Origin of the sequence: Prauserella flavalba (genome assembly GCF_003202235.1) — a bacterium.
Lineage (GTDB): Bacteria > Actinomycetota > Actinomycetes > Mycobacteriales > Pseudonocardiaceae > Prauserella_A > Prauserella_A flavalba.
Genome location: NZ_MASU01000006.1, coordinates 95,925 through 116,372 on the forward strand (window position 1 = coordinate 95,925; position 20,448 = coordinate 116,372).

A 20,448-nucleotide genomic window follows, 5' to 3' on the forward strand; every position below is an offset into this window, starting at 1 on the left:
TGCACGCCGTCACGCAACGAGACCCAAGGGGGTAAGGGTGGCAGCAAGTGGTGGCACCAAGGCGATCCTCGCCGCGCTCGGCGCCAATGCGGGTATCGCGGTGGCCAAGTTCGTCGGCTTCCTCATCACGGGTTCGTCGTCGATGCTCGCCGAGTCGGTGCACTCCGTGGCCGACACCTCGAACCAGGGCCTGCTCCTGCTCGGGCAGAAGACCTCGCGGCGCAAGGCCACGAGGGAGCACCCGTTCGGCTACGGCCGCGACCGCTACTTCTACTCGTTCATCGTCGCGCTGATGCTGTTCACGCTCGGCTCCGCGTTCGCGCTGTACGAGGGCATCCACAAGGTGCAGCACCCCGAGGATCTGACCTCGCCGATCGTGGCCGTGGTGATCCTCGTCGTGGCGATCGGCCTGGAGACCTACAGCTTCTACACCGCGATCGTCGAGTCGAAGAAGATCAAGGGCGACAAGACGTGGTGGGGCTTCATCCGCCAGTCGAAGACCCCCGAGCTGCCGGTCGTGCTGCTGGAGGACGCCGGGGCCCTGTTCGGCCTCGTGTTCGCCCTCATCGGTGTGGGGCTCTCCGTGCTCACCGGCAACCCGGTGTGGGACGGCGTCGGCACGATCATGATCGGGGTGCTGCTCGGCGTCATCGCGATCACGCTGATCATCGAGATGAAGAGCCTGCTGATCGGCGAGGGCTCCGGCGAGCGCGAGCTGGAGACCATCGTCGGCGAGCTGACCTCCGGCGACGTCGAGCGCGTGATCCACATCCGTACGCAGTACATCGGCCCTGACGAGCTGCTCGTCGCGGCCAAGCTGGCGCTGCGCAGCGGCCTGCCGATGGCCGACGTCGCCCGCGCGATCGACGAAGCCGAGCGGCGGGTCCGCGAGAAGGTGCCCGTCGCGCGGCTCATCTACCTGGAACCGGACCTGGACCGGACCTTGGCCTGACACCGTCAGGGTTACGGGTTAGGGTCTCGACCGGTCCTGTAACCCAGGCGTTTCAAGGAGGAGACCGTGCCGGGAACCGGTATATGGCGAACGAAGTCGGTGGAGCAGTCCATCGCGGACACCGATGAACCGGATACCCGGCTACGGAGAAACCTGGGTGCCTGGGACCTGACGGTCTTCGGTGTCGCCGTGATGATCGGCGCGGGGATCTTCACGCTCACCGCGCGCACCGCGGGTGACCTGTCGGGCCCTTCGGTGTCGCTCGCGTTCGTGTTCGCCGGCATCGCGTGTGCGCTCGCGGCGCTCTGCTACGCCGAGTTCGCCTCCACCGTGCCCGTCGCGGGCAGCGCCTACACGTTCTCCTACGCGACCTTCGGCGAGTTCCTCGCGTGGATCATCGGCTGGGACCTCGTCCTGGAGTTCTCGGTGGCGGCCGCCGCCGTGGCCAAGGGCTGGTCGGTCTACCTCCAGGAGGTGCTGGTCGCGGCGTTCGGCGACGGCATCACGACGACCGTGGACCTCGGCGGCGTCAGCTTCGACTGGGGCTCCCTCATCCTGGTCGCCGTGCTGGCCGCCCTGCTGACGGCGGGCACCAAGCTGTCCTCGCGGTTCAGCATCGTGATCACGGCGCTCAAGGTCGTGATCATCCTGTTCGTGATCATCCTGGGCATCGCCTACATCAGCCCGGACAACTACACGCCGTTCGTGCCCCCGGCCGCCGAGGGCGGCGAGTCGGGCGCCGGTGTCGAGCAGTCGCTGTTCTCCGTGCTGGTGGGTGGTTCGAGCAGCGTCTACGGCGCGTTCGGGCTGTTGGCCGGTGCCTCGCTGGTGTTCTTCGCGTTCATCGGCTTCGACATCGTCGCCACCACCGCCGAGGAGACCCGCAACCCGCAGCGCAACGTGCCGCGCGGCATCCTCGGCTCGCTGGCGATCGTCACCGTGCTCTACGTCGCGACGTCGCTCGTGGTCGCCGGGATGGTGCCCTACACCGAGCTGGCCACCGACGCCGAGCCCGAGGGCCGCAAGACGCTGGCGACGGCGTTCTCGCTCAACGGCGTCGACTGGGCCGCGCACATCATCTCCATCGGCGCGCTCGCCGGTCTCACCACGGTGGTCATGGTGCTGATGCTCGGCCAGCAGCGGGTGCTGTTCGCGATGTCGCGCGACGGCCTGTTGCCGCGCAACCTGGCGAAGACCGGCTCGCGCGGCACCCCGGTGCGCGTCAACATCCTCGTCGGCATCGTCGTCGCGGTCGCCGCGACCTTCTTCGACGCGAGCAAGCTCGAGGAGATGGTCAACGTCGGCACGCTGTTCGCGTTCGTGCTGGTGTCGGCCGGTGTGCTGGTGCTGCGCAAGAAGCGGCCGGACCTGCCGCGTGGTTTCCGTGTCCCGTGGGTGCCGGTGATCCCGGTCGTGGCGATCATCGCCTGCCTCTGGCTGATGCTGAACCTGACCGTGCTCACGTGGCTGCGCTTCCTCGCGTGGATGGCGCTCGGCGTGCTCGTCTACTTCGCATACAGCAAGCGCCATTCCCTCCTCGGGAAGCGCGAGCAGGAGAAGGTTCCCGCCGAGGAATGACGCGGCGTGATCACTGAACGGAAACGAATAGGTCACTAGCATGAGGTCGGCGTAAAGGCGTCACCCGGCCGAGGTACTGTCCGTGCGGTTCGTACGCCGGAATCGGCGTTTTCCCCGTTGGCTCCCACCCCCGCACGGAGTACCGCATGTCTGTGACCAAGAGATTGCCCCTTCGCGCTCTCGCTGTCGCCACGCTGACGGCCGGCCTGTTCCTCGGGTCGGCCGTCAGTGCTGTCGCGACCGAGCACGAGGACCCGCGTGCCGAGTCCTTCGAGGGCAACGCCGTCACCTGTGAGGACGCCGGTCTCGACGGCGACCTGATCGACAAGGGCGACCTCACCTTCACCGGTGGCAAGGAAGAGCAGGACCAGTACGTGACGATCACCGATGTCGCCGACGGCATCACGGTGACCGGCATCGTCGTCAAGGGCGGCGACAACTACAACGTCTACGTGCCGGGCGAGAAGGGTCTCTCCGAGACGCCGCCGTGGGAGGAGCTCCGTTCGCCGCTGAACAACGGCGGCCAGGTCCCGCAGATCAGCCACTGGTACGTGTGCGGCACCGAGACCACCACGACCACCACCTCCACCACGACCTCCACCACGGAGACCACCACCTCGGAGACCTCGACGACCACGTCGGAGTCCACCACGGCCGAGAGCACCACGAGCGAGCGCGACGACACGACCACGACCACCACGTCGTCCGTCGCGGGCGGAGCCGTCGCCCCCACGAGCGAGGCCCCGGTCTCGCCCGCGGGTGACAGCGGCGACCTGGCCTCGACCGGTTTCAGCGGGGCGTGGCTCGTCGGCCTCGGCGCCCTGCTGCTCCTCGGCGGTGGCGCCCTGGTCTTCCTGACCCGGATGCGCCGCAGCTCCTAGCGGGATCGCCACCCGCAGTGAAGGCCACCTTGCCTGCGTTCAACGCAGTGAAGGTGGCCTTCACTGCGGTGGTGGGCCACGGATGTGCCGTGGGTCCTAGCCTTCCCTGACGCGCGGCTGGCCGAGCAGACCCTCGAAGAGGGGGACCTGTTCGGCCAGCCGCGCCGTCATGTCGGCCCTTTCCAGCCCGGCGGCCAGCACCACGGCGCGGTCCCACTCGGGGTCGGCGACGTAGTCCGCGTGCCTGCGCACCCCGGCCACCCAGCGCCTGCCGTTGATCGGCTCGCGCATCGGGTCGGGCAGCCAGTGGTCGCCGCCGAGCACCAGCGCACCGGTCGGCCCCTGCACCGCGGGCTCCAGTGCGCCGACGCCGCCGTCCGGCAGGTAGCCGATGCCCAGCAGCTTGTCGTCGGTGACCTGGTGGCGCCACGTCGTCGCGCCGCCGCCGAACGTGTCGGTGCCGCGGCACAGCCCGCGCCAGCGCCCGTCGAGCTGCCCGAAGAGGCGGGCGAGCGAGTCGTGCGGGAACACAGCGGGGAACGCGCGCTGGTAACCCCATTGCAGGGGCGCCCCGGCGGTCACCACGCCGACGCGTTCCCGGTCGGCGGCGGGCAGTTCGGCCGCGAGCCTCGCCGCGCTCATCACCGCGAGCAGCCCGCCGACGTGGTAGCCGGCGAGCACCACGCGGGCGCCGGGCTCGGCCAGGTGCTCGCGGGCCCGCTGGGCGAGCTCCGGCACCACCTTGAGCGCATACGACGGCGGGACGGCGGGGTGCGCCGCCCTCGGCCAGAAGCACACGAGGTCGGAGAACGCGCCGAGGTGACGGCTCCGTTCGGGCCCGGTCGCCGCCGTGTAGACCACCCGCAGCAGCCCTGCCGCGAGCCCGCCGAGCGTGAGCACGCCGACGCCGGAAAGCGGGTTCAGCGCGGTCGGCACCGAGCCGTAACCCAGCCGCACCGCGAGCAGCGCGGCCACGCCGACCGCGAGCACGACGACGATCGTGAGCACGATGCGGTGCAGGTACTTGCGTTCCCAGCTCGACCGCGCCCACGCCGCGGCCGCCTCCTCCTCGTCCTCCTCGTGCGTCTCCATGAGCCTGACGACGTCGGGGATGCCGCGACGAGCGCGCCGCAGCGGTACCGCGACCGCGAACCCGAGCACGGCGAGCAGCGCGCCGACCGCGAGGCCCGCGCCCCACAGCAGCGTGATGAGCGTGTAGCTCTCCGGCAGCCGCAGCCCGCGGGTGCCGACGAGCTCGCGCAGCGCGATGGCGAGCCCGGCCCCGAACCCGCCGCCGAGCAGCCCGGCGAGCGCGAGCGCGGGCGCCGCGGCCCAGCCGCCCGCCCACGGCCGCAGGCGCCGCGGCAGCGTGGCCCACGCCGGCCTCGCCAGGAGCGCGGCCGGGATCAGCAGCAGCCCGAACAGCACGCACACGACGAGCAGTGCGGCGCCGATGCCCTCGACGGTGTCGTCGGTGCCCGTGAGCGTCACCGGAAGCGGGGTCCGCACCACCGCGGCCGCGACCGCGAGCGCCGCCGCGAGGCCCAGCAGCACCATGCGCGGCACGACGGGGAGCAGCCGGTGCGCGCGCACCGCCGTGGCGAGCACGGCGATGCCCAGCAGTGCGAGCGTGGCGAACCACAGCACGGCGTCGGCGGTCCGCTCCGGCACCCGCAGCGGGCCCCCGAGCAGCAGCAGTGCGACGCACGTGAGCGCGGCGACCGTGTGCACGCACCGCAGCATCGCGGTGTCGGCGCCGTCGACCAGCTGGTCACCGGGCAGCCCCTTGCCGGGCAGCGGACGTCGTTCCGGCGCCGTCACCTTCCACTTCGCCGACGACACCCGGAAGAGCACGAACACCACCAGCAACAGGGGCACCACGCCGAGCGCCATGCGCACGCCGTCGACGTCACGCACCCACGACGGCGCCAGCGTGAGGCACCCGCTGCCCGGGGCAAGGCACTGCGCGGCGAACAGGTCGAGGGTCACCACGGCGAGCTGGCTCACCAGCAGCATCGTGAGCAGCAGTGCGGCGAGCCGCAGCAGCCCCCGGCACAGCACGCCGAGCACCGCGGCGAGCCGTCTGCCCTCCGGCACCGGCGGCAGCATCCAGTGCGCCACGTTGGCGAGTGAGAAGGGGAACAGCAGCGCCCACGTGGCCTTGGCGGCGCCGCCCGAGGTCATCCGGTTCCAGAGGTAGCCCTCCAGGGTGCGCGGCACCGACCGGCCGAGCGCCTGCAGTACCGGGCCGGGCGCCGGCCTGCGCAGCCGGTCGGAGGGGCGGATCACGCGGCCGACTCCGTCACCGGCCACGTCGACCGTGCCGACGGAGTCGAGCAACGACTCGCCACTCGTACCTATCAGCCCCGGAACGCGCAGTTCGACGACGCGGGCATCGGGGCCGGGGAGGGGCACGTGGGGATCTCCTCGCTGGTTGGAAGGACGACGAACGAACAAACAACGGTAATGTGCTGGTGTCGGTCCGTCCGGTTGGCGGCACAGCGAGTCTGGAGGAATGTTCCGAGATGGCCCCTGAAAGCGTTGCTTCTCTGCACCAGACGCGAAACGGTGTGGAGTTCGCGGTCGCGGATCTGGCGCTCGCGGAGTTCGGTCGCAAGGAGATCCGGCTGGCCGAACACGAGATGCCCGGTCTGATGGCGCTGCGCAGGGAGTACGCCGAGGTGTACCCGCTGCGGGGCGCGCGCGTGTCCGGCTCGCTGCACATGACCGTGCAGACGGCGGTGCTGATCGAGACCCTCGTCGCCCTCGGTGCCGAAGTTCGGTGGGCCTCGTGCAACATCTTCTCCACGCAGGACCACGCCGCAGCCGCGGTGGTCGTCGGCCCGCACGGGACGCCGGAGGAGCCCAAGGGCGTGCCGGTGTTCGCGTGGAAGGGCGAGTCGCTCGCCGAGTACTGGTGGTGCACCGAGCGGATGCTGACCTGGGACGGTGAGGGTCCGAACATGATCCTCGACGACGGCGGTGACGCCACGATGCTCGTGCACAAGGGCACCGAGTACGAGCGCGCGGGCGTGGTGCCCTCCGCCGACGACAACGACCCCGACGAGTGGAAGGTCTTCCTGCAGTTGCTGCGGGACTCGCTGGCAGCCGACACCGGCAAGTGGACCAAGATCGGCGAGGGCATCCGGGGCGTCACCGAGGAGACCACCACCGGCGTGCTGCGGCTGTACCAGCTGGCCGCGGCCGGTGAGCTGCTGTTCCCGGCCATCAACGTCAACGACTCGGTGACCAAGAGCAAGTTCGACAACAAGTACGGCATCCGGCACTCGCTCATCGACGGCATCAACCGCGGCACCGACGTGCTCATCGGCGGCAAGGTCGCGGTGGTGTGCGGCTACGGCGACGTCGGCAAGGGCGCGGCCGAGTCGCTGCGCGGGCAGGGCGCGCGCGTGGTGGTCACCGAGATCGACCCGATCTGCGGGCTCCAGGCGGCGATGGACGGCTACCCGGTCAAGACACTGGAGTCGGTGCTGCCGGAGGCCGACATCGTGATCACCACGACGGGCAACAAGGACGTCGTGATGGCCGAGCACATGGCCCGGATGAAGCACCAGACGATCGTGGGCAACATCGGACACTTCGACAACGAGCTCGACATGGCCGGCCTCGCGCGCTACCCGGGCATCCGCAGGGAGAACATCAAGCCGCAGGTCGACGAGTGGACCTTCCCCGACGGGCACTCGATCATCGTGCTCTCCGAAGGCAGGCTGCTGAACCTGGGCAACGCCACCGGGCACCCCAGCTTCGTGATGTCCAACAGCTTCTCCAACCAGGTCATCGCGCAGGTGGAGCTGTTCACCAAGCACGAGGAGTACGACAAGGAGGTGTACCGGCTGCCGAAGCAGCTCGACGAGAAGGTCGCCAAGATCCACCTCCAGGCCCTCGGTGGCGAGCTGACCAAGCTGACCAAGGAGCAGGCCGAGTACATCGACGTCGACGTGGAGGGCCCGTACAAGTCGGACCACTACCGTTACTGATGTGATGTAGCAAGCTACGATATCATCGTCCCATGGATTGCTATCATGGCGCGGTGAAGCAGCTCATCACGCGCATCGACGACGAGTTGCACGCCAAGGTCAAGGCCAAGGCCGCGGCCGAGGGGCGCAGTGTCAACGACCTGGTGGCCGGGCTGCTGGAAGCTGCCGTCCGCGAGGATGAGAGCCCGCAGGAGTGGCACCGCCGCATGGTCGCGGAGGGCAAGGCGATCGCATTCGAGCCAGAGGTTCCTCCTCCTGGCAGGAAGCAGCTCGCCGAACTGATGCGAGGTACGGGTACGGCCGTCAGTGAGGCGCTCGACTGGACGAGAGGCGAGCGGTGACTGTCCTGTACGCGGACACCAGCGCCGTGGTGCGCGCCAACATGCCCGACGAGCCGGACTACGAGGAGCTGGCGACTCTGCTGTACGACAGCGGACATCGGGTGCTTACCAGCGAGCTGACCCGCGTCGAGTTCGCCAGCGCCGTCGCGACCGCACGCAATGTCGGTCGGATCCAGGATGCGCAACCTGCACTGGCCCAGTTCGATGGCGACTCGACGGCCGGTGTGCTGACGCTCGTGCCGTTCGTTCCACGGACAGTGTTGTCCGCCGCATACCGGCTGGCCTCCGAGCATCACACGCTACGCACCCTGGATGCGCTCCATCTCGCCGTGGCGCTGCACGACACGGCGGCACTCGTCGGCGGTGAACCGGTGACGTTCGTGACCCGCGAGGCGCGGCAGGCCGAGGTGGCGAAGGCGAACGGCCTCGAGGTGCGCTGACTACAGTGGCCACGTGGGTCGACTGGTGGTCATCGAAGGTCTCGACGGCGCGGGCAAGCGCACGCTCAGCGACGCGCTGACGAAGGCGCTGCACGACCGGGGCTCGAGCGTGGCGACGCTCGCGTTCCCGCGCTACGGCGAGAGTGTCCACGCCGACCTCGTGCGTGAGGCGCTGCACGGCGAGCACGGCGACCTCGGCGAGTCCGTCTACGGCATGGCGCTGCTGTACGCGTTCGACCGGCGCGACGCCGCGGAGGCCATCCGCGCCGACCTGCGCACCCACGACGTCGTGTTGCTCGACCGCTACGTGGCCTCCAACGCCGCCTACCAGGCCGCCCGCCTCCACGAGGGCGCGGACAGCCCTGTGGTGGAGTGGGTACGAGCGCTGGAGATCGACCGCTTCGGACTGCCCGTGCCCGACGCGCACATCCTCCTGCGCGTCGCGCCGGAGGTCGCCGCCGCCCGCGCCGAGAACCGGGCGCGGGCCGACGCCGAGCGCCGCAAGGACGCGTTCGAGTCCGACGACGACCTGCAGGCCCGGTGCGCCGGCGTCTACGACGAGCTGGCCGCGCGGGGCTGGCTCTCGCCGTGGCACGTCGTCGACGGCGCCGAGCGGGTCGACGCCGTCGCGCTCGCCGAGGCGATCACCCGGCCAGCCGCTTGAGCAGCCAGTCGTGGAACTCGCCGATGTGGTGCTCGGAGGGCACGAGCACTCCGCCGTCGGCGTAGGAGCGTGAGCTCATCGCGGGCTGGCAGCGCTCGCACGCAGCGAAGTCCTGCTCGTTCACGCGGTGGAACAGCTCCACCGACCGCGAGATGTCCCTGCCGGACCCGATGACCTCGGGCGAGTACAGCCAGTCGCACTCCACCACCGTGCGGTCGGCGGCGAGCGGGAACATCCGGTGCACGATCACGTGGTCGGGCACGAGGTTGACGAACACCTGTGGCCGCACCGTGATCGCGTAGTACCGGCGGTCCTGCCCTGCGGCGAGCCCGCTGAGCGTGCCGAAGCCCTCGCCGCCGTCGACGGTGAACCCGCGCACGTCCTCACCGAACTCCGCGCCGTGGCCCACGTAGTACTGGGCGGCGTAGCCGTCGGCGAACTCCGGCAGCACCTCGGTCAGCTCGGGGTGGATCGTCGCGCAGTGGTAGCACTCCATGAAGTTCTCGATGATCAGCTTCCAGTTGGCGCGCACGTCGTAGGTGACGCGCCTGCCCAGCGCCAGCGACTCGGTGCCGTACGCCTCGATCGCGTCGGCGGCGCCGAGCCGTTCGGTCACCGCGCCGATCACGGTGTCGGCGAATGATGGCGGCTCGTCGGCGAGGCACACCCACACGTAGCCGAGCCATTCGCGCACGGGCACGGTGCGCAGGCCGAACTCGGCGCGGTCGACGTCCGGCATGCTCGTGAGGTTCGGGGCCGCGATGAGCCTGCCGTCCAGGTCGTAGGTCCACGCGTGGTACGGGCACTGGAACGACCGGCGGACCGACCCGGACTCCTCGGTGCACAGCCGCGCGCCGCGATGCCGGCACACGTTGAGAAACGCCCGCACCGTACCGGACCTGGACCTGCTGACGAGCACGCTCTCGCGTCCGATCTGGACGGTCCGGTAGTCGCCGGGCGCAGGGATGTCGGCACCGCGCACGGCGCAGAACCAGAGCGCCTCGAACACGTTCTCCTGCTCGCGCGCGAAGATCGCGGGGTCGGTGTAGTACCTGCCGGGCAGGGTGGAGATCAGGCTGGCGGTCATGCGGCTCCTCTGCTGCCGGCGAGTCTGGCCGGGTCGAACAGGGCGATGGGGTGTTCGGTCGCGCCGTCGGTGACCAGGTCGGCGACCACCTCACCGACCACGGGCACGAACTTGAAGCCGTGCCCGGAGAACCCGCACGCCACCACCACGTTGTCGTGTGCGGGATGCCGGGCGATCACGAAGTGTTCGTCGGGGGTGTTGGTGTACATACAGGTCGCCGCGCGCCGGAACTCGCCGGGCAGCGAAGGGAGCCGCGCTCCGGCGAACGCGGCCATCTCGTCCACCTCGTGCGGATGCACGGTGCGGTCGATCGTCTCCGGCGTGCACGTCAGCCCGCCCCGGAAGAACGCGACCTTGGCCTCGCCGTCCACGGCGGGGAAGCCGTAGCACTGCCTGCCGTGCTCGTTCTCCCAGATGTAGACCGGATGCCGCTCCGGTGCGAACGGCTCCGCACCGCCGGCCGGGGCGAACCAGTACTGCACCTGCCGTTCGACGGTGAACGTCACGCCGAGGTCGGCGAGCAGTCCGGGAGCCCACGCGCCGGGGCACACCACGAGCCGCCCCGCCGTGTACTCGCCGAGCGGAGTGGTGACGCGCACGCCGTCACCGTCGTCCCGCCACGACAGCACGGGCTCGGTGAACCGCAGGTCGGCGCCCGCCCGTTCGGCCAGCCGCAGGTGCGCGGTGACGCTCGCCTCGGGGACCACGAAGCCCGCACCAGGCTCGTACAGTCCGATGTCGCCCTCGGCGGGCCGCATCGTCGGAAACCGCTCGCGGATCTCGGCCGCGGTGAGGATCTCGTGCGCGAGCCCCCACTTCTCCGCGCTGCGCACACTGCCCGCGACGGTCCGCGACTCGGGCCCGCCGACCATGAGGCCGCCGCACCGGGTGAAGATCGGCAGCCCGGCGTCGGCCTCCAGCCGGGGCCACAGCTCGTGCGCCCGCAGCAGCAGCGGCACGTAGGCGGGGTCCTCGAAGTAGGCCTGCCGCGTGATGCGGGAGCCGCCGTGGCTGGATCCCTTGGTGTGCACCGGTTCGTGCCGTTCGAGGCCGAGCACCCGCTGCCCGCGCTCGGCGAGCCGGAAGGCGGCGGCGCTGCCCATGCCGCCGAGCCCGATCACGATCACGTCGTACGCCGTCATGTCGTTTCCCCTCAGGACCGCACTCGCGTCATCGCCGGGTCGAACAGCGGCTCCTCCGCCACGACGGCGGGCACCCGCTCGCCGAAGTACTCGATCTCCACGGCGGTTCCCGGCACGGCGGCGCCCGCGGGCAGCCACGCGTAGGCGATGTTCAGCCCGGTGGTGTAGCCGTAGGCGGCGCTCGTGACGTAGCCGGCGGGCCTGCCGCCCGCGAACACGGGCTCGCTGCCGAGCACCACCGACTGCGGGTCGGCGATGGTGAGACACGTCAGCTTGCGCGTCACGGTCTCCGGCGAGCGGCCGGCGAGCGCGTCGCGGCCGATGAAGTAGCCCTTGTCCATCCGTACCGCGAAGCCGAGCCCCGCCTCGTACGGGTCGTGCTCGGTCGTCATGTCGGCACCCCACGCCCGGTAGCCCTTCTCCAGGCGCATGCTGTTGAAGGCGTCCCGCCCCGCCGCGAGTACGCCGTGTGCCTGCCCGGCCTCCCACAGCGTGTCCCACAGCAGGCGCCCGAGATCGGCGGTGGTGTAGAGCTCCCAGCCCAGTTCGCCCACATAGGACAGTCGAAGCGCGGTGACGGGAACGTTGCCCACGAACGTCTCCACGCCCTTGAAGTATCCGAGAGCCTTGTGTGAGAAGTCCGTTGTGGACAACGGCTGGAGTACGTCGCGCGCCCTCGGCCCCCACAGCCCGACGCAGCACGTGCCCGAGGTGATCTCGCGCAGGTTCACCGCCCCGTCTCCGGGTAGCCGCCTGCGCAGCCAGTCGATGTCGAGCGGGCTGTTCAGCCCCACCTGGAAGCGCTCGGCGTCGAGCCGGGCCACGGTCAGGTCGCTGCGGATGCCGCCGTCCTCCCCGAGGAGCAACGTGTAGGTGACCGTGCCGGGCTTGCGGTCCAGCCGGTTCGTGGTCAGCGCCTGGAGGAACGCGAGCGCGTCGGGGCCGCTCACCTCCAGCCGCCGCAGCGGCGTCATGTCGAACATCGCCACGCGCGAGCGCGCCGCGATCGCCTCGGCACCCGCGATCGGCGACCAGAATCGCGACGCCCATTCGCCGCGCGACGGGACCCGCTCCACCTCGGGCAGGTTCGCGTTCGCCGCGTACCAGTGCGGCCGCTCCCAGCCGCCTGACTCGAGGAAGTACGCTCCGAGCTCGGTCTGCCGCTCGTGGAAGGGGCTGGTCCGCAGGGGCCTTGGCCGCTCGGGCGGCTGCAGCGGGTGCAGGACGTCGTAGACCTCGACGAAGCTGCGGCAGCTGCGCGTGTGCACGTAGCCGGGGGAGAGCTGGACCCGCTCGAACCGGTTGAGGTCGCAGGCGTGCAGGTCCTGCTCGGGCTGGCCGTCGACGAGCCACTGGGCCATCGCCCTCGCGACGCCGGCGGAGTGGGTGATCCACACGGCCTCGGCCACCCAGAACCCGTCGAGGCCGGGGTGCTCGCCGAGCAGGGGCATGCCGTCTGGGGTGAACGAGAACAGCCCGTTGATGCCCTCTTCCGGCTTGGCGTCGCGCAGCACGGGCAGGAGCTCGCCCGCGGCGGCCCAGGACTCCTCGAAGTCCTCGGGGGTGAACTCCAGCTCCGACGGCATGCCCGTGGCCGTGCGCGGGTCGGCGATGTCGGCGGGGTCCACCGGCATCGGGCGGTGCCCGTACGCGCCGATGCCGAGCCGGTCGACGTGCTCGCGGAAGTACAGGTCGGCGTCCTGATGCCGCAGGATCGGCAGCCCGGCCTCGGTGGTCTCGTCGTTGCGGCCGCGCAGGACCGGTAGCGGGTTCGTCTTCGCGTACTGGTGCGCCATCGGCACCATCGGGATGGTGAGCCCGGCGAGCCTGCCGATCAGCGGCCCCCACATTCCCGCACACGAGACGACGACGTCGGCGCGGAACTCGCCGGTCTCCGTGGTGACCCCCGTGACGCGGCCCTTCGCTCGCGAGACGCCGGTGACCTTCTGGTGTTCGAGGAACCGCGCTCCGCGCTCGATCGCCCTGCGGGCCTGTGCTTCCGCGGCGCGCAGCGGCTTGGCGAGGCCGTCGCTCGGGATGTGGAAGCCGCCGAGCACGCGGGAGGCGTCGAGCAGCGGGTGCAGCTGAGCGCACTGTTCGGGCGTGCGGAGGTAGCTGCGCACGCCCCACGACGTCGCCCAGCCGTGCCTGCGTTTCAGATCGGCCCAGCGCAGCGGCGTGGTGGCGATCTCGAGCCCGCCGAGCTGCTGGAAGCACCACGCGCCGTCGAGCGTGAGACCGCTGAGCTTCGCCACGGTGTAGCTGGCGAACTCGGTCATCGTCTTGTTCCCCGTCGTCTGGAAGACCAGCCCGGGGGCGTGGGAGGTGGAGCCGCCCGTGGCGAAGAGGCGGCCCTGTTCCAGCACGGTGATGTCGGTCCATCCCCGTTCCGTCAGCTCGTCGGCCAATGAGCAACCGACGATCCCCGCTCCGATGATGACTACTCGCGGTCCGGTACCCATCGCGGAACCTCCTGCTCAGGCGATGAGATTGACTGTCCATAACGGACTGAAGCCACCCGGCGTGCGCGCGAGAACGTGCCCCTCGGCTACGGCGCTGGGGTGGTGAGTTGTTGCGTATGGGGAGACGAGTTCCGTGCTGAGCAACACGGTGAGGCACGCGAGACGGGCGTGTCAAGGGGCTTCTTCGGGGCACGATCCGGGGCTTGTTACCGGAAAATTTCCCGGTAACAAGCCCGTTCTGGCATGTGGGTTACCCGGGGAAGTGGCCGAGCTGGCCGGACAGCTCCGCGGCCGCCGCGGTCATCGGCCGCACGAGCTGGCGGATCCGCTGGCGGGAGAGCCGGTACGAAGGGCCCGATGCGCTCATCGCGGCGATCACCTCGCCACCGTTGCCGTAGATCGGCACCGCGACGGCGTGCAGGCCGAGCTCGAACTCCTCGAAGCACGCGGCGTAGCCGTCGTCGACGATGCGTTCCAGCTCGGCGGTCAGCTCGTCCGGCGTCGTCAGGGTGCGCGGGGTGAACTCCTCCAGCCTCCGATGCAGCACCTTGCGCCGCTCGCCGCCATTCATGAACGCCAGCAGCACCTTGCCGCTCGACGTGGCGTGCAACGGGGTCCGCCTGCCGGTCCAGTTCTGCGCCGCGACCGAGGCGGTGCCCACGGCCTGGCTGATGTTGATCGCGATCCCGCCGTCCGCCACGGCGATGTTCACGGTCTCGCCGAGGGAGTCGGCGAGCGACTGGCAGGTCTGCGTGCCGAGTCTGGCGAGGTCCATGCGCCCGGTCGCGGCGCCGGCGAGCCGCACGATGCCGAACCCGATGGCGTACTTCCCGCGTTCTCCGAGCTGTTCGACGAGGTTTCTGGCCTCCAGCGCGGCCACGAGTCTCGACGCGGTCGACTTGTGCACGCCCAGTTCGTCCGCGATCTCCGTGATCCCCGCTTCCCCGCTGCGAGCGAGCAGTTCGAGCACGTTGATCGCCCGGTCCACGGACTGGACCGGGCTGGCGGCTCCCTTGGCCTCATCGGAGTTCCGCATGGCGCAACACTAACTCGTGAACGCAAGACCGCTGGGCCGTCCGGGGGACACCGGCGAGTAAGAAGCAGGTGAACTCCTTGACGGGCAAGGGAGCCGGCGCGGATTGTTGCGTATGGCGATATTGATCGCGCAATACGCAACAGATCGTTTCTCGGAGGTCAGGAATGATCCGAGCCTGCGATGTCGCGGACCTTCCCGAGGGGGAGGCCGTGCGCATCCTCGCGCACGTACCGATCGCCGTCTTCAACGCCGAAGGCGCCTACTACGCCGTCGACGACACCTGTACCCACCAGGACGCCTCGCTCGCCGACGGCTGGCTGGAGGGGTGCCTCGTCGAGTGCCCGCTGCACGCGGCCTCGTTCGACCTGCGCACCGGTGAGCCCACCTGCCTGCCCGCCAAACGTCCCGTGCGCACCTACCCGGTGCTCGTGACCGACGGGGTGATCTACGTGGACACGAACGTGCGAGAAGAGGTCGCATGAGGACGGTCGTGGTCGTCGGCACCTCGCTCGCAGGGCTGCGTGCCGCGCAGGAACTGCGGGCGCGGGGCTACTCCGGGCGGCTCGTGCTGGTGGGGCGGGAGCCGCACCGGCCCTACGACCGGCCGCCGCTGTCGAAGGACTTCCTGCTCGGCAAGGTGCGGGCGGCGGATCTCGAACTGGGCGACGCCGACGACCTGCTCGCCCTCGAAGCGCAGTGGCACCTCGGCGTCAGTGCGCGGCGGCTCGACACCGCGACGGGCGAGGTGGTGCTCTCCGGCGGTACCCGCGTCGCCGCCGACGGCGTCGTCGTCGCCACCGGGGCCACGGCGAAAACCCTTGCGGGCACGGAGGAACTGCTCGGTGTCCACACGCTGCGCACCCTCGACGACGCGCTCGCCCTGCGGGCGGAGCTCACCGCAGGCGCGCGGGTGGTGGTGATCGGAGCCGGGTTCGTCGGCGCCGAGGTGGCGTCGGCCTGCCACACGCTGGGCTGTGCCGTCACCGTCGTGGAGGCGGCGTCCGTTCCACTGGCGGGGGTGCTGGGCGCGCGGATGGGCGCCGTCGCGGCGGGGCTGCACGGCGACAACGGCGTCCGGCTGCTCGCGGGCACCGGCGTGGCCGGGGTGACGGCCGCGGGCGGCCGCGTCACGGGGGTCTCGCTCGCCGACGGCTCGTGGCTGCCCGCCGACGTCGTGGTGGCCGGTATCGGGTGTACGCCCGCGACGGATTGGCTCGCCGGTTCGGGTATCGCCGTGGACAACGGGGTCTGCTGCGACCGCGGCGGTGTCACGAGCAACCCCAGCGTCGTCGCGGTCGGCGACGTCGCTGGCGGTGAACATTGGACCACCGCGAGTGAGCAACCCCGCGTCGCCGTGCGGAACCTGCTCGCCGGCGCGACGGTCGAGCACCACACCCGCCCCGGCTACTTCTGGTCCGATCAGTACGGCACGCGCATCCAGTTCGCGGGCACCGCGGGGGACGGCGCCGAGGTGCGGGTGGTCGACGGCGACACCGAGGAGCGCTCCTTCGTCGCGACGTACCACCGCGACGGCGTGCTCACCGGCGTGCTCGCGATGAACCGGCCGAGGCCGTTCCTGCGGCTGCGCAAGCGCCTCGAACACGACGCCGCGATCGTCCAACTGGGCTAGTCTGGGCACCAGATCGCCGGGTCGTGCGAAGTGACGTGCGAAGTGGTGCGAATATGTGGTCATGAAGGCACGTGTGCTGGTCGTCGACGACGACCCCGCCCTGGCTGAGATGCTGACCATCGTGCTCCGCGGCGAGGGGTTCGACACCGCCGTGGTCGCCGACGGTTCGCGTGCGCTGCCCGCGCTGCGTGAGCTGAAGCCCGACCTCGTGCTGCTCGACCTGATGCTGCCGGGCATGAACGGGATCGACGTCTGCAAGGCGATCAGGGCCGAGTCCGGCGTCCCGATCGTGATGCTCACGGCCAAGAGCGACACCGTGGACATCGTGCTCGGCCTCGAGTCCGGCGCCGACGACTACGTCGTCAAGCCGTTCAAGCCCAAGGAGCTCGTCGCGCGCGTGCGTGCCCGCATGCGCCGCACCGAGTCGGAACCCGCCGAGAGCCTCACCATCGGCGACCTGACCATCGACGTGCCGGGCCACGAGGTCACCAGGGAGGGCAAGGCCATCCCGCTCACGCCGCTGGAGTTCGACCTCCTCGTCGCGCTGGCCCGCAAGCCGCGCCAGGTGTTCACGCGCGAGGTGCTGCTGGAGCAGGTGTGGGGTTACCGGCACGCCGCCGACACCCGCCTGGTGAACGTCCACGTCCAGCGCCTGCGGTCCAAGGTGGAGAAGGACCCCGAGCACCCCGAGGTCGTGCTGACCGTGCGCGGTGTGGGCTACAAGGCCGGCCCACCATAATCGAGCCATGAGACAACGACTGGCCTCCTTCGGCTGGTCGGCGATAGCGCTGGCCCGTCGCGCGGCGACGTACGGCCGGCGCAAGGTCGTCGCGTTCGGCGAGCTCTGGCGGCACTCGGTGCAGTTCCGCGTGACCGTATCGACGCTCGCCCTGTCGTCGGCCGTGGTGTTCGTGCTCGGCATGGTGCTGCAGAACCAGATCACCGAGCGGCTGATGGACACCAAGGAGCGGGCCGCGATCGCCCAGCTCCAGGTGGTCGTGCAGACGGCGGAGAGCGAGCTCGTCGGTGACGCGGGCCAGGACGAGGCGCTGCGCAACCGGCTGAACAACGCGATCAAGAAGATCACCAGCAGCTCGACGGCGACCCAGGACACCGCCAGCTCCGCGGCGGGCGCGTTCGAGCCGGTGCTCGCCGCGGGCGATCCCGACGAGGCCTCCGAGCACGCGGTCTACGCGGGTCCCTACGACAAGGTGCCGGGCGGGCTGCGCAACTTCGTCGAGAACAACTCGCAGGCCAAGCAGATCCACACCGCGGAGGGCATCACCTACCTCGTCGTCGGCACCCCGGTGACCACGACGACCCGCCCGTTGCAGCTGTACCTGCTGTTCCCGCTCACCACCGAGCAGAACACCGTCGCGACGGTGCAGAACACGCTGCTCGTCGGTTGTCTGGTCCTGCTGCTCCTGCTCGCCGGCATCACGAACATGGTCACCCGCCAGGTCGTCCGGCCCGTCCGCCGCGCCGCCGAGGCCGCGGAGCGCTTCGCCGAGGGCGAGCTGGACCGCAGGCTCGACGTGGTCGGCGAGGACGATCTCGCCAAGCTCGCGCTGTCCTACAACGAGATGGCGGCGAGCATCCAGCGGCAGATCCGCCAGCTGGAGGAGTTCGGTCAGCTGCAGCGCCGGTTCACCTCGGACGTCTCCCACGAGCTGCGCACCCCGCTCACCACGGTCCGCATGGCCGCCGACGTCCTGCACGCCTCGCGCGAGCAGTTCCCGGCCGGTCTCGCGAGGTCGACGGAGCTGCTGGTCGACGAGCTGGACCGGTTCGAGACCCTGCTGGGCGACCTGCTGGAGATCAGCAAGCTCGACGCCGGGGTCGAGGAGCTCTCGGCCGAGCTGATCGACGTCCGCCCGATCGCGCGCAGGGCCGTCGAGCAGGTCAAGGTCATCGCGGGCACCGCGGGCAGCGACATCGAGCTGGACCTGCCCGACGAGGAGGTCACCGCCGAGGTCGACGCCCGCAGGGTCGAACGGATCCTGCGCAACCTGCTCGCCAACGCCGTCGACCACGGCGAGGGCGAGCCGGTGCGCCTTCGCCTGGTGGCGACCGACGACGCCGTGGCGCTGACCGTGCGCGACTACGGCGTCGGCCTGCGGGCAGGGGAGGCCGAGCTGGTGTTCAACCGGTTCTGGCGTGCCGACCCCTCGCGCAACCGGCGCACCGGCGGCACGGGCCTCGGCCTCGCCATCAGCCAGGAGGACGCCCGCCTGCACGGCGGCACCCTCGACGCGTGGGGCGAGCTCGACCGCGGCTCGTGCTTCCGGCTGACGCTGCCGAGGCGCGTCGGCGAGCCGCTGGGGGAGAGTCCGCTGCCGCTGCCACCCGAGGACGCCGCTCCCGCCCGCGCCCCGCAGCCCGTGCAGCGCAACGGGCACGCCGAGTTCACGGTCACGGTGGTGGAACACGAGGAGGTCCGGTGATCCGGGGCAGGTTCCGCGTGCTGCTCGCGGTGTTCGCGTGTGTCGTGACCCTCGGCGGGTGCGCGGCCATTCCCGCGGAGTCGCAGCCGGAGGCCATCCCGCGCGAGCGGCTGGGCCAGCCGACCCAGGAGGTGCCGGAGCCGACGCCAGATCTCGACCCGCTGTCGGTGGTGCGTGAGTTCGTCCGCGCGAGCGCCCAGCCCACCAACGACCACGCGGCCGCGCGCGCCTATCTCTCGGGCAACACGCGCAGGGAGTGGAAGCCCGACCAGTCGCTGGCGATCATCGAGGACGAGTTCGGCACCGTCTACGGGCCGGGCACCCAGCAGTCTCCCGACGCGGACGAACGGCTCGTGATGCTGCGCGGAAACTTCGTCGGCAGGCTCGGCTCGGACAGCGCGTTCATTCCCTCCGACGAGCCGGTGCAGGTGCCGGTGCGGTTGCGGCTGCAGGCCGACGGGCAGTGGCGCATCGTCGACCCGCCCGACAGCCTCCTGGTGACCTACAGCGACTTCAACGACAGCTACTTCCGCGTGCCGGTGTACTTCTTCGCCCCCGACTCCAGCGCGCTCGTGCCCGACCTGCGCTACGTCGTCGCGCGGCCGCAGTCCGGCCTGCCCGCGCGGGTGATGGACCTGCTGCTCGCGGGGCCGTCGAACGGGCTGAGCGGCGCCGTGCGCAACCCGCTCGGCGAGTCGGCGACGCTCGAGAGCAACGTGACGGGTGCGAACGACGGGGCTCTCGTGGTGCCGCTGACCGGCGTCGAGGAACAGAGCCTGCAGGACAAGGAGCTGATCGCCGCGCAGGTGGTCCGCTCGCTGCAGTACGTGACCACGAGCCGGATCAGGCTGCTCTCCGACGGCACGGCGCTCGTGCCGGGCCACATCGACTGGCGGCCGAGCGAGGTGCCCGCGTACGAGGCGCAGGCGTCACCCAGCTCGGAGCTGCCGGGGCTGATGGCGGTGGAGGGCGTGCTCCGCTCGCTGGGCACGGGCGCGCCGATCGACGGCCCCGCGGGCGACGGCGCGTACAAGGTGGAGAGCGCGGCGCAGTCGATCACCGGCGACCAGCTCGCGGTGGTGGAGCGGGTCGGGCCCGCCGTGCGCCTGCGGGTCGGCGACTACGGGGCCGAGGACCGGATCGTCGACCTGCCCGGCCTGACGATGACGCGGCCGAGCTGGCGGCCCGCGACGTCCAGCGGCGGCAAGTCCGGCGAGCTGTGGACCGTTGTCGACGGGTCCAACGTCGTGCGGGTGCTGCGGGGGCCCGACGGCAGATGGCTGCCTCAGTCGGTGAACGCCTCCGAGGTTCTCGCGGTCGGCCCCATCACGGGCCTGCGCCTGTCGAGGGACGGCTCGCGCGTGGCGATGATCGCGGGTGGGCACGTGGTGGTCGCGTCGGTGGTGCGGGCGCCCGACGGCTCGTCGGTGACCCTGCGCGCGCCGAGGATCCTGCAGGCAGGGGAGCTGCACAGCGTGGTGGACGTCGACTGGATCAGCCAGGACACGCTCATCGTGGCGACGGCCTCCGACTCGATCCCGGTCGCCCGCGTGCCGGTCGACGGCTTGCGGCTCGACCAGTTCAACAGCTCCAACCTCACACCGCCGATGCGGGCCATCACGGCGGCACCGGGCAGGCCGATCGTCGTGGCCGACGCGAGCGGGCTCTGGACGGCGAGCGACGTCGGTGACGTGTGGCGCCCGCACCCGCACACCCGGCCGGAGGCGAAGCCCTTCTATCCCGGCTGACCCGGAACTGTCGGTGGGAGACCGCATGCTGTCGGCGTGCTCACC

The 20,448-nt window shown here is 70.7% G+C and carries 17 protein-coding genes; 12 read left to right on the top strand and 5 right to left on the bottom strand.

Translation table 11 applies throughout. From position 1 onward, the window contains the following. Positions 1-37: 37 nt before the first annotated feature. The 3 genes from BA062_RS16490 (at position 38) to BA062_RS16500 (ending at position 3,411) form a co-directional block, all read left to right on the top strand. Entirely contained in the window at positions 38-952 is a 915-nt protein-coding gene (locus BA062_RS16490) for a cation diffusion facilitator family transporter (RefSeq protein ID WP_110337590.1), read from the top strand. Between the two features lie 66 nt (positions 953-1,018). Then, positions 1,019-2,530: an amino acid permease gene (locus BA062_RS16495; RefSeq protein WP_110337592.1), complete on the top strand. Its 1,512-nt coding sequence runs from the start codon at positions 1,019-1,021 to the stop codon at positions 2,528-2,530. 146 nt (positions 2,531-2,676) lie between these two features. Next, a complete protein-coding gene (locus tag BA062_RS16500; RefSeq protein ID WP_110337594.1) occupies positions 2,677-3,411 on the top strand; it encodes a hypothetical protein in 735 nt (244 codons plus the stop codon). 96 nt (positions 3,412-3,507) lie between these two features. Here BA062_RS16500 and BA062_RS16505 read toward each other — a convergent pair whose 3' ends face one another. Continuing rightward, complete coding sequence (locus BA062_RS16505; RefSeq protein WP_110337596.1) at positions 3,508-5,826, bottom strand: hypothetical protein; 2,319 nt, start codon at positions 5,824-5,826, stop codon at positions 3,508-3,510. 110 nt (positions 5,827-5,936) lie between these two features. On the opposite strand from BA062_RS16505, the gene ahcY reads away from it, so the two are divergent. From ahcY to BA062_RS16525, 4 genes are read left to right on the top strand one after another with little or no spacing between them, the layout of a single operon-like run. Then, positions 5,937-7,409 carry an adenosylhomocysteinase gene (gene ahcY / locus BA062_RS16510; RefSeq protein ID WP_110337598.1) on the top strand — a complete coding sequence of 491 codons (1,473 nt, stop codon included), beginning with the start codon at positions 5,937-5,939 and terminating at the stop codon, positions 7,407-7,409. A gap of 32 nt (positions 7,410-7,441) precedes the next feature. Next, positions 7,442-7,750: a toxin-antitoxin system HicB family antitoxin gene (locus BA062_RS16515; RefSeq protein ID WP_210406906.1), complete on the top strand. Its 309-nt coding sequence runs from the start codon at positions 7,442-7,444 to the stop codon at positions 7,748-7,750. Then, positions 7,747-8,190, top strand: coding sequence for a type II toxin-antitoxin system VapC family toxin (locus BA062_RS16520; RefSeq protein WP_281271642.1), 444 nt, complete (start codon positions 7,747-7,749; stop codon positions 8,188-8,190). The genes BA062_RS16515 and BA062_RS16520 overlap by 4 nt, the downstream gene beginning before the upstream one ends. 13 nt (positions 8,191-8,203) lie before the next feature. Continuing rightward, positions 8,204-8,854, top strand: coding sequence for a dTMP kinase (locus BA062_RS16525; protein ID WP_110337602.1), 651 nt, complete (start codon positions 8,204-8,206; stop codon positions 8,852-8,854). Here the strand turns inward: BA062_RS16525 and BA062_RS16530 are convergent. From BA062_RS16530 to BA062_RS16545, 4 genes are all read right to left on the bottom strand, one after another. After that, a complete protein-coding gene (locus BA062_RS16530) occupies positions 8,835-9,941 on the bottom strand; it encodes an aromatic ring-hydroxylating oxygenase subunit alpha (RefSeq protein WP_110337604.1) in 1,107 nt (368 codons plus the stop codon). The two genes, BA062_RS16525 and BA062_RS16530, sit on opposite strands and share 20 nt — an antisense overlap. After that, complete coding sequence (solA, locus tag BA062_RS16535) at positions 9,938-11,083, bottom strand: N-methyl-L-tryptophan oxidase (protein ID WP_110337606.1); 1,146 nt, start codon at positions 11,081-11,083, stop codon at positions 9,938-9,940. The genes BA062_RS16530 and solA overlap by 4 nt, the downstream gene beginning before the upstream one ends. Positions 11,084-11,094: 11 nt before the next feature. Next, on the bottom strand, positions 11,095-13,545 hold the full coding sequence (locus tag BA062_RS16540) for a GcvT family protein (protein WP_110337608.1): 2,451 nt from the start codon (positions 13,543-13,545) through the stop codon (positions 11,095-11,097). 250 nt (positions 13,546-13,795) lie between these two features. Continuing rightward, the gene (locus BA062_RS16545) at positions 13,796-14,581 is read right to left on the bottom strand and encodes an IclR family transcriptional regulator (protein ID WP_110337610.1); all 786 of its coding nucleotides are present in this window, start codon (positions 14,579-14,581) and stop codon (positions 13,796-13,798) included. A gap of 164 nt (positions 14,582-14,745) precedes the next feature. On the opposite strand from BA062_RS16545, the gene BA062_RS16550 reads away from it, so the two are divergent. The 5 genes from BA062_RS16550 to BA062_RS16570 all read left to right on the top strand — a co-directional run bounded on the left by BA062_RS16550 (position 14,746) and on the right by BA062_RS16570 (position 20,403). Then, a complete protein-coding gene (locus BA062_RS16550; protein WP_110337612.1) occupies positions 14,746-15,063 on the top strand; it encodes a bifunctional 3-phenylpropionate/cinnamic acid dioxygenase ferredoxin subunit in 318 nt (105 codons plus the stop codon). Further along, positions 15,060-16,211 carry an NAD(P)/FAD-dependent oxidoreductase gene (locus BA062_RS16555; RefSeq protein ID WP_110337614.1) on the top strand — a complete coding sequence of 384 codons (1,152 nt, stop codon included), beginning with the start codon at positions 15,060-15,062 and terminating at the stop codon, positions 16,209-16,211. Before BA062_RS16550 ends, BA062_RS16555 begins: the two co-directional genes overlap by 4 nt. Before the next feature lie 61 nt (positions 16,212-16,272). Continuing rightward, a complete protein-coding gene (gene mtrA / locus BA062_RS16560) occupies positions 16,273-16,950 on the top strand; it encodes an MtrAB system response regulator MtrA (RefSeq protein ID WP_110337616.1) in 678 nt (225 codons plus the stop codon). A gap of 7 nt (positions 16,951-16,957) precedes the next feature. Next, positions 16,958-18,655, top strand: a complete 1,698-nt coding sequence (gene mtrB, locus BA062_RS16565) for an MtrAB system histidine kinase MtrB (protein ID WP_110337618.1) — start codon at positions 16,958-16,960, stop codon at positions 18,653-18,655. Continuing rightward, positions 18,652-20,403 carry an LpqB family beta-propeller domain-containing protein gene (locus BA062_RS16570; protein WP_110337620.1) on the top strand — a complete coding sequence of 584 codons (1,752 nt, stop codon included), beginning with the start codon at positions 18,652-18,654 and terminating at the stop codon, positions 20,401-20,403. The genes mtrB and BA062_RS16570 overlap by 4 nt, the downstream gene beginning before the upstream one ends. Positions 20,404-20,448 lie beyond the last annotated feature (45 nt).

What these genes read in the sequence shown, in the direction of transcription:
- BA062_RS16550 (WP_110337612.1), top strand. Translation starts at nt 14,746, where the DNA reads ATGATCCGAGCCTGCGATGTCGCGGACCTTCCCGAGGGGGAGGCCGTG.
- BA062_RS16515 (WP_210406906.1), top strand. Translation starts at nt 7,442, where the DNA reads ATGGATTGCTATCATGGCGCGGTGAAGCAGCTCATCACGCGCATCGAC.
- BA062_RS16500 (WP_110337594.1), top strand. Translation starts at nt 2,677, where the DNA reads ATGTCTGTGACCAAGAGATTGCCCCTTCGCGCTCTCGCTGTCGCCACG.
- BA062_RS16555 (WP_110337614.1), top strand. Translation starts at nt 15,060, where the DNA reads ATGAGGACGGTCGTGGTCGTCGGCACCTCGCTCGCAGGGCTGCGTGCC.
- ahcY (WP_110337598.1), top strand. Translation starts at nt 5,937, where the DNA reads ATGGCCCCTGAAAGCGTTGCTTCTCTGCACCAGACGCGAAACGGTGTG.
- solA (WP_110337606.1), bottom strand. Translation starts at nt 11,083, where the DNA reads ATGACGGCGTACGACGTGATCGTGATCGGGCTCGGCGGCATGGGCAGC.
- BA062_RS16530 (WP_110337604.1), bottom strand. Translation starts at nt 9,941, where the DNA reads ATGACCGCCAGCCTGATCTCCACCCTGCCCGGCAGGTACTACACCGAC.
- BA062_RS16540 (WP_110337608.1), bottom strand. Translation starts at nt 13,545, where the DNA reads ATGGGTACCGGACCGCGAGTAGTCATCATCGGAGCGGGGATCGTCGGT.
- mtrA (WP_110337616.1), top strand. Translation starts at nt 16,273, where the DNA reads ATGAAGGCACGTGTGCTGGTCGTCGACGACGACCCCGCCCTGGCTGAG.
- mtrB (WP_110337618.1), top strand. Translation starts at nt 16,958, where the DNA reads ATGAGACAACGACTGGCCTCCTTCGGCTGGTCGGCGATAGCGCTGGCC.
- BA062_RS16545 (WP_110337610.1), bottom strand. Translation starts at nt 14,581, where the DNA reads ATGCGGAACTCCGATGAGGCCAAGGGAGCCGCCAGCCCGGTCCAGTCC.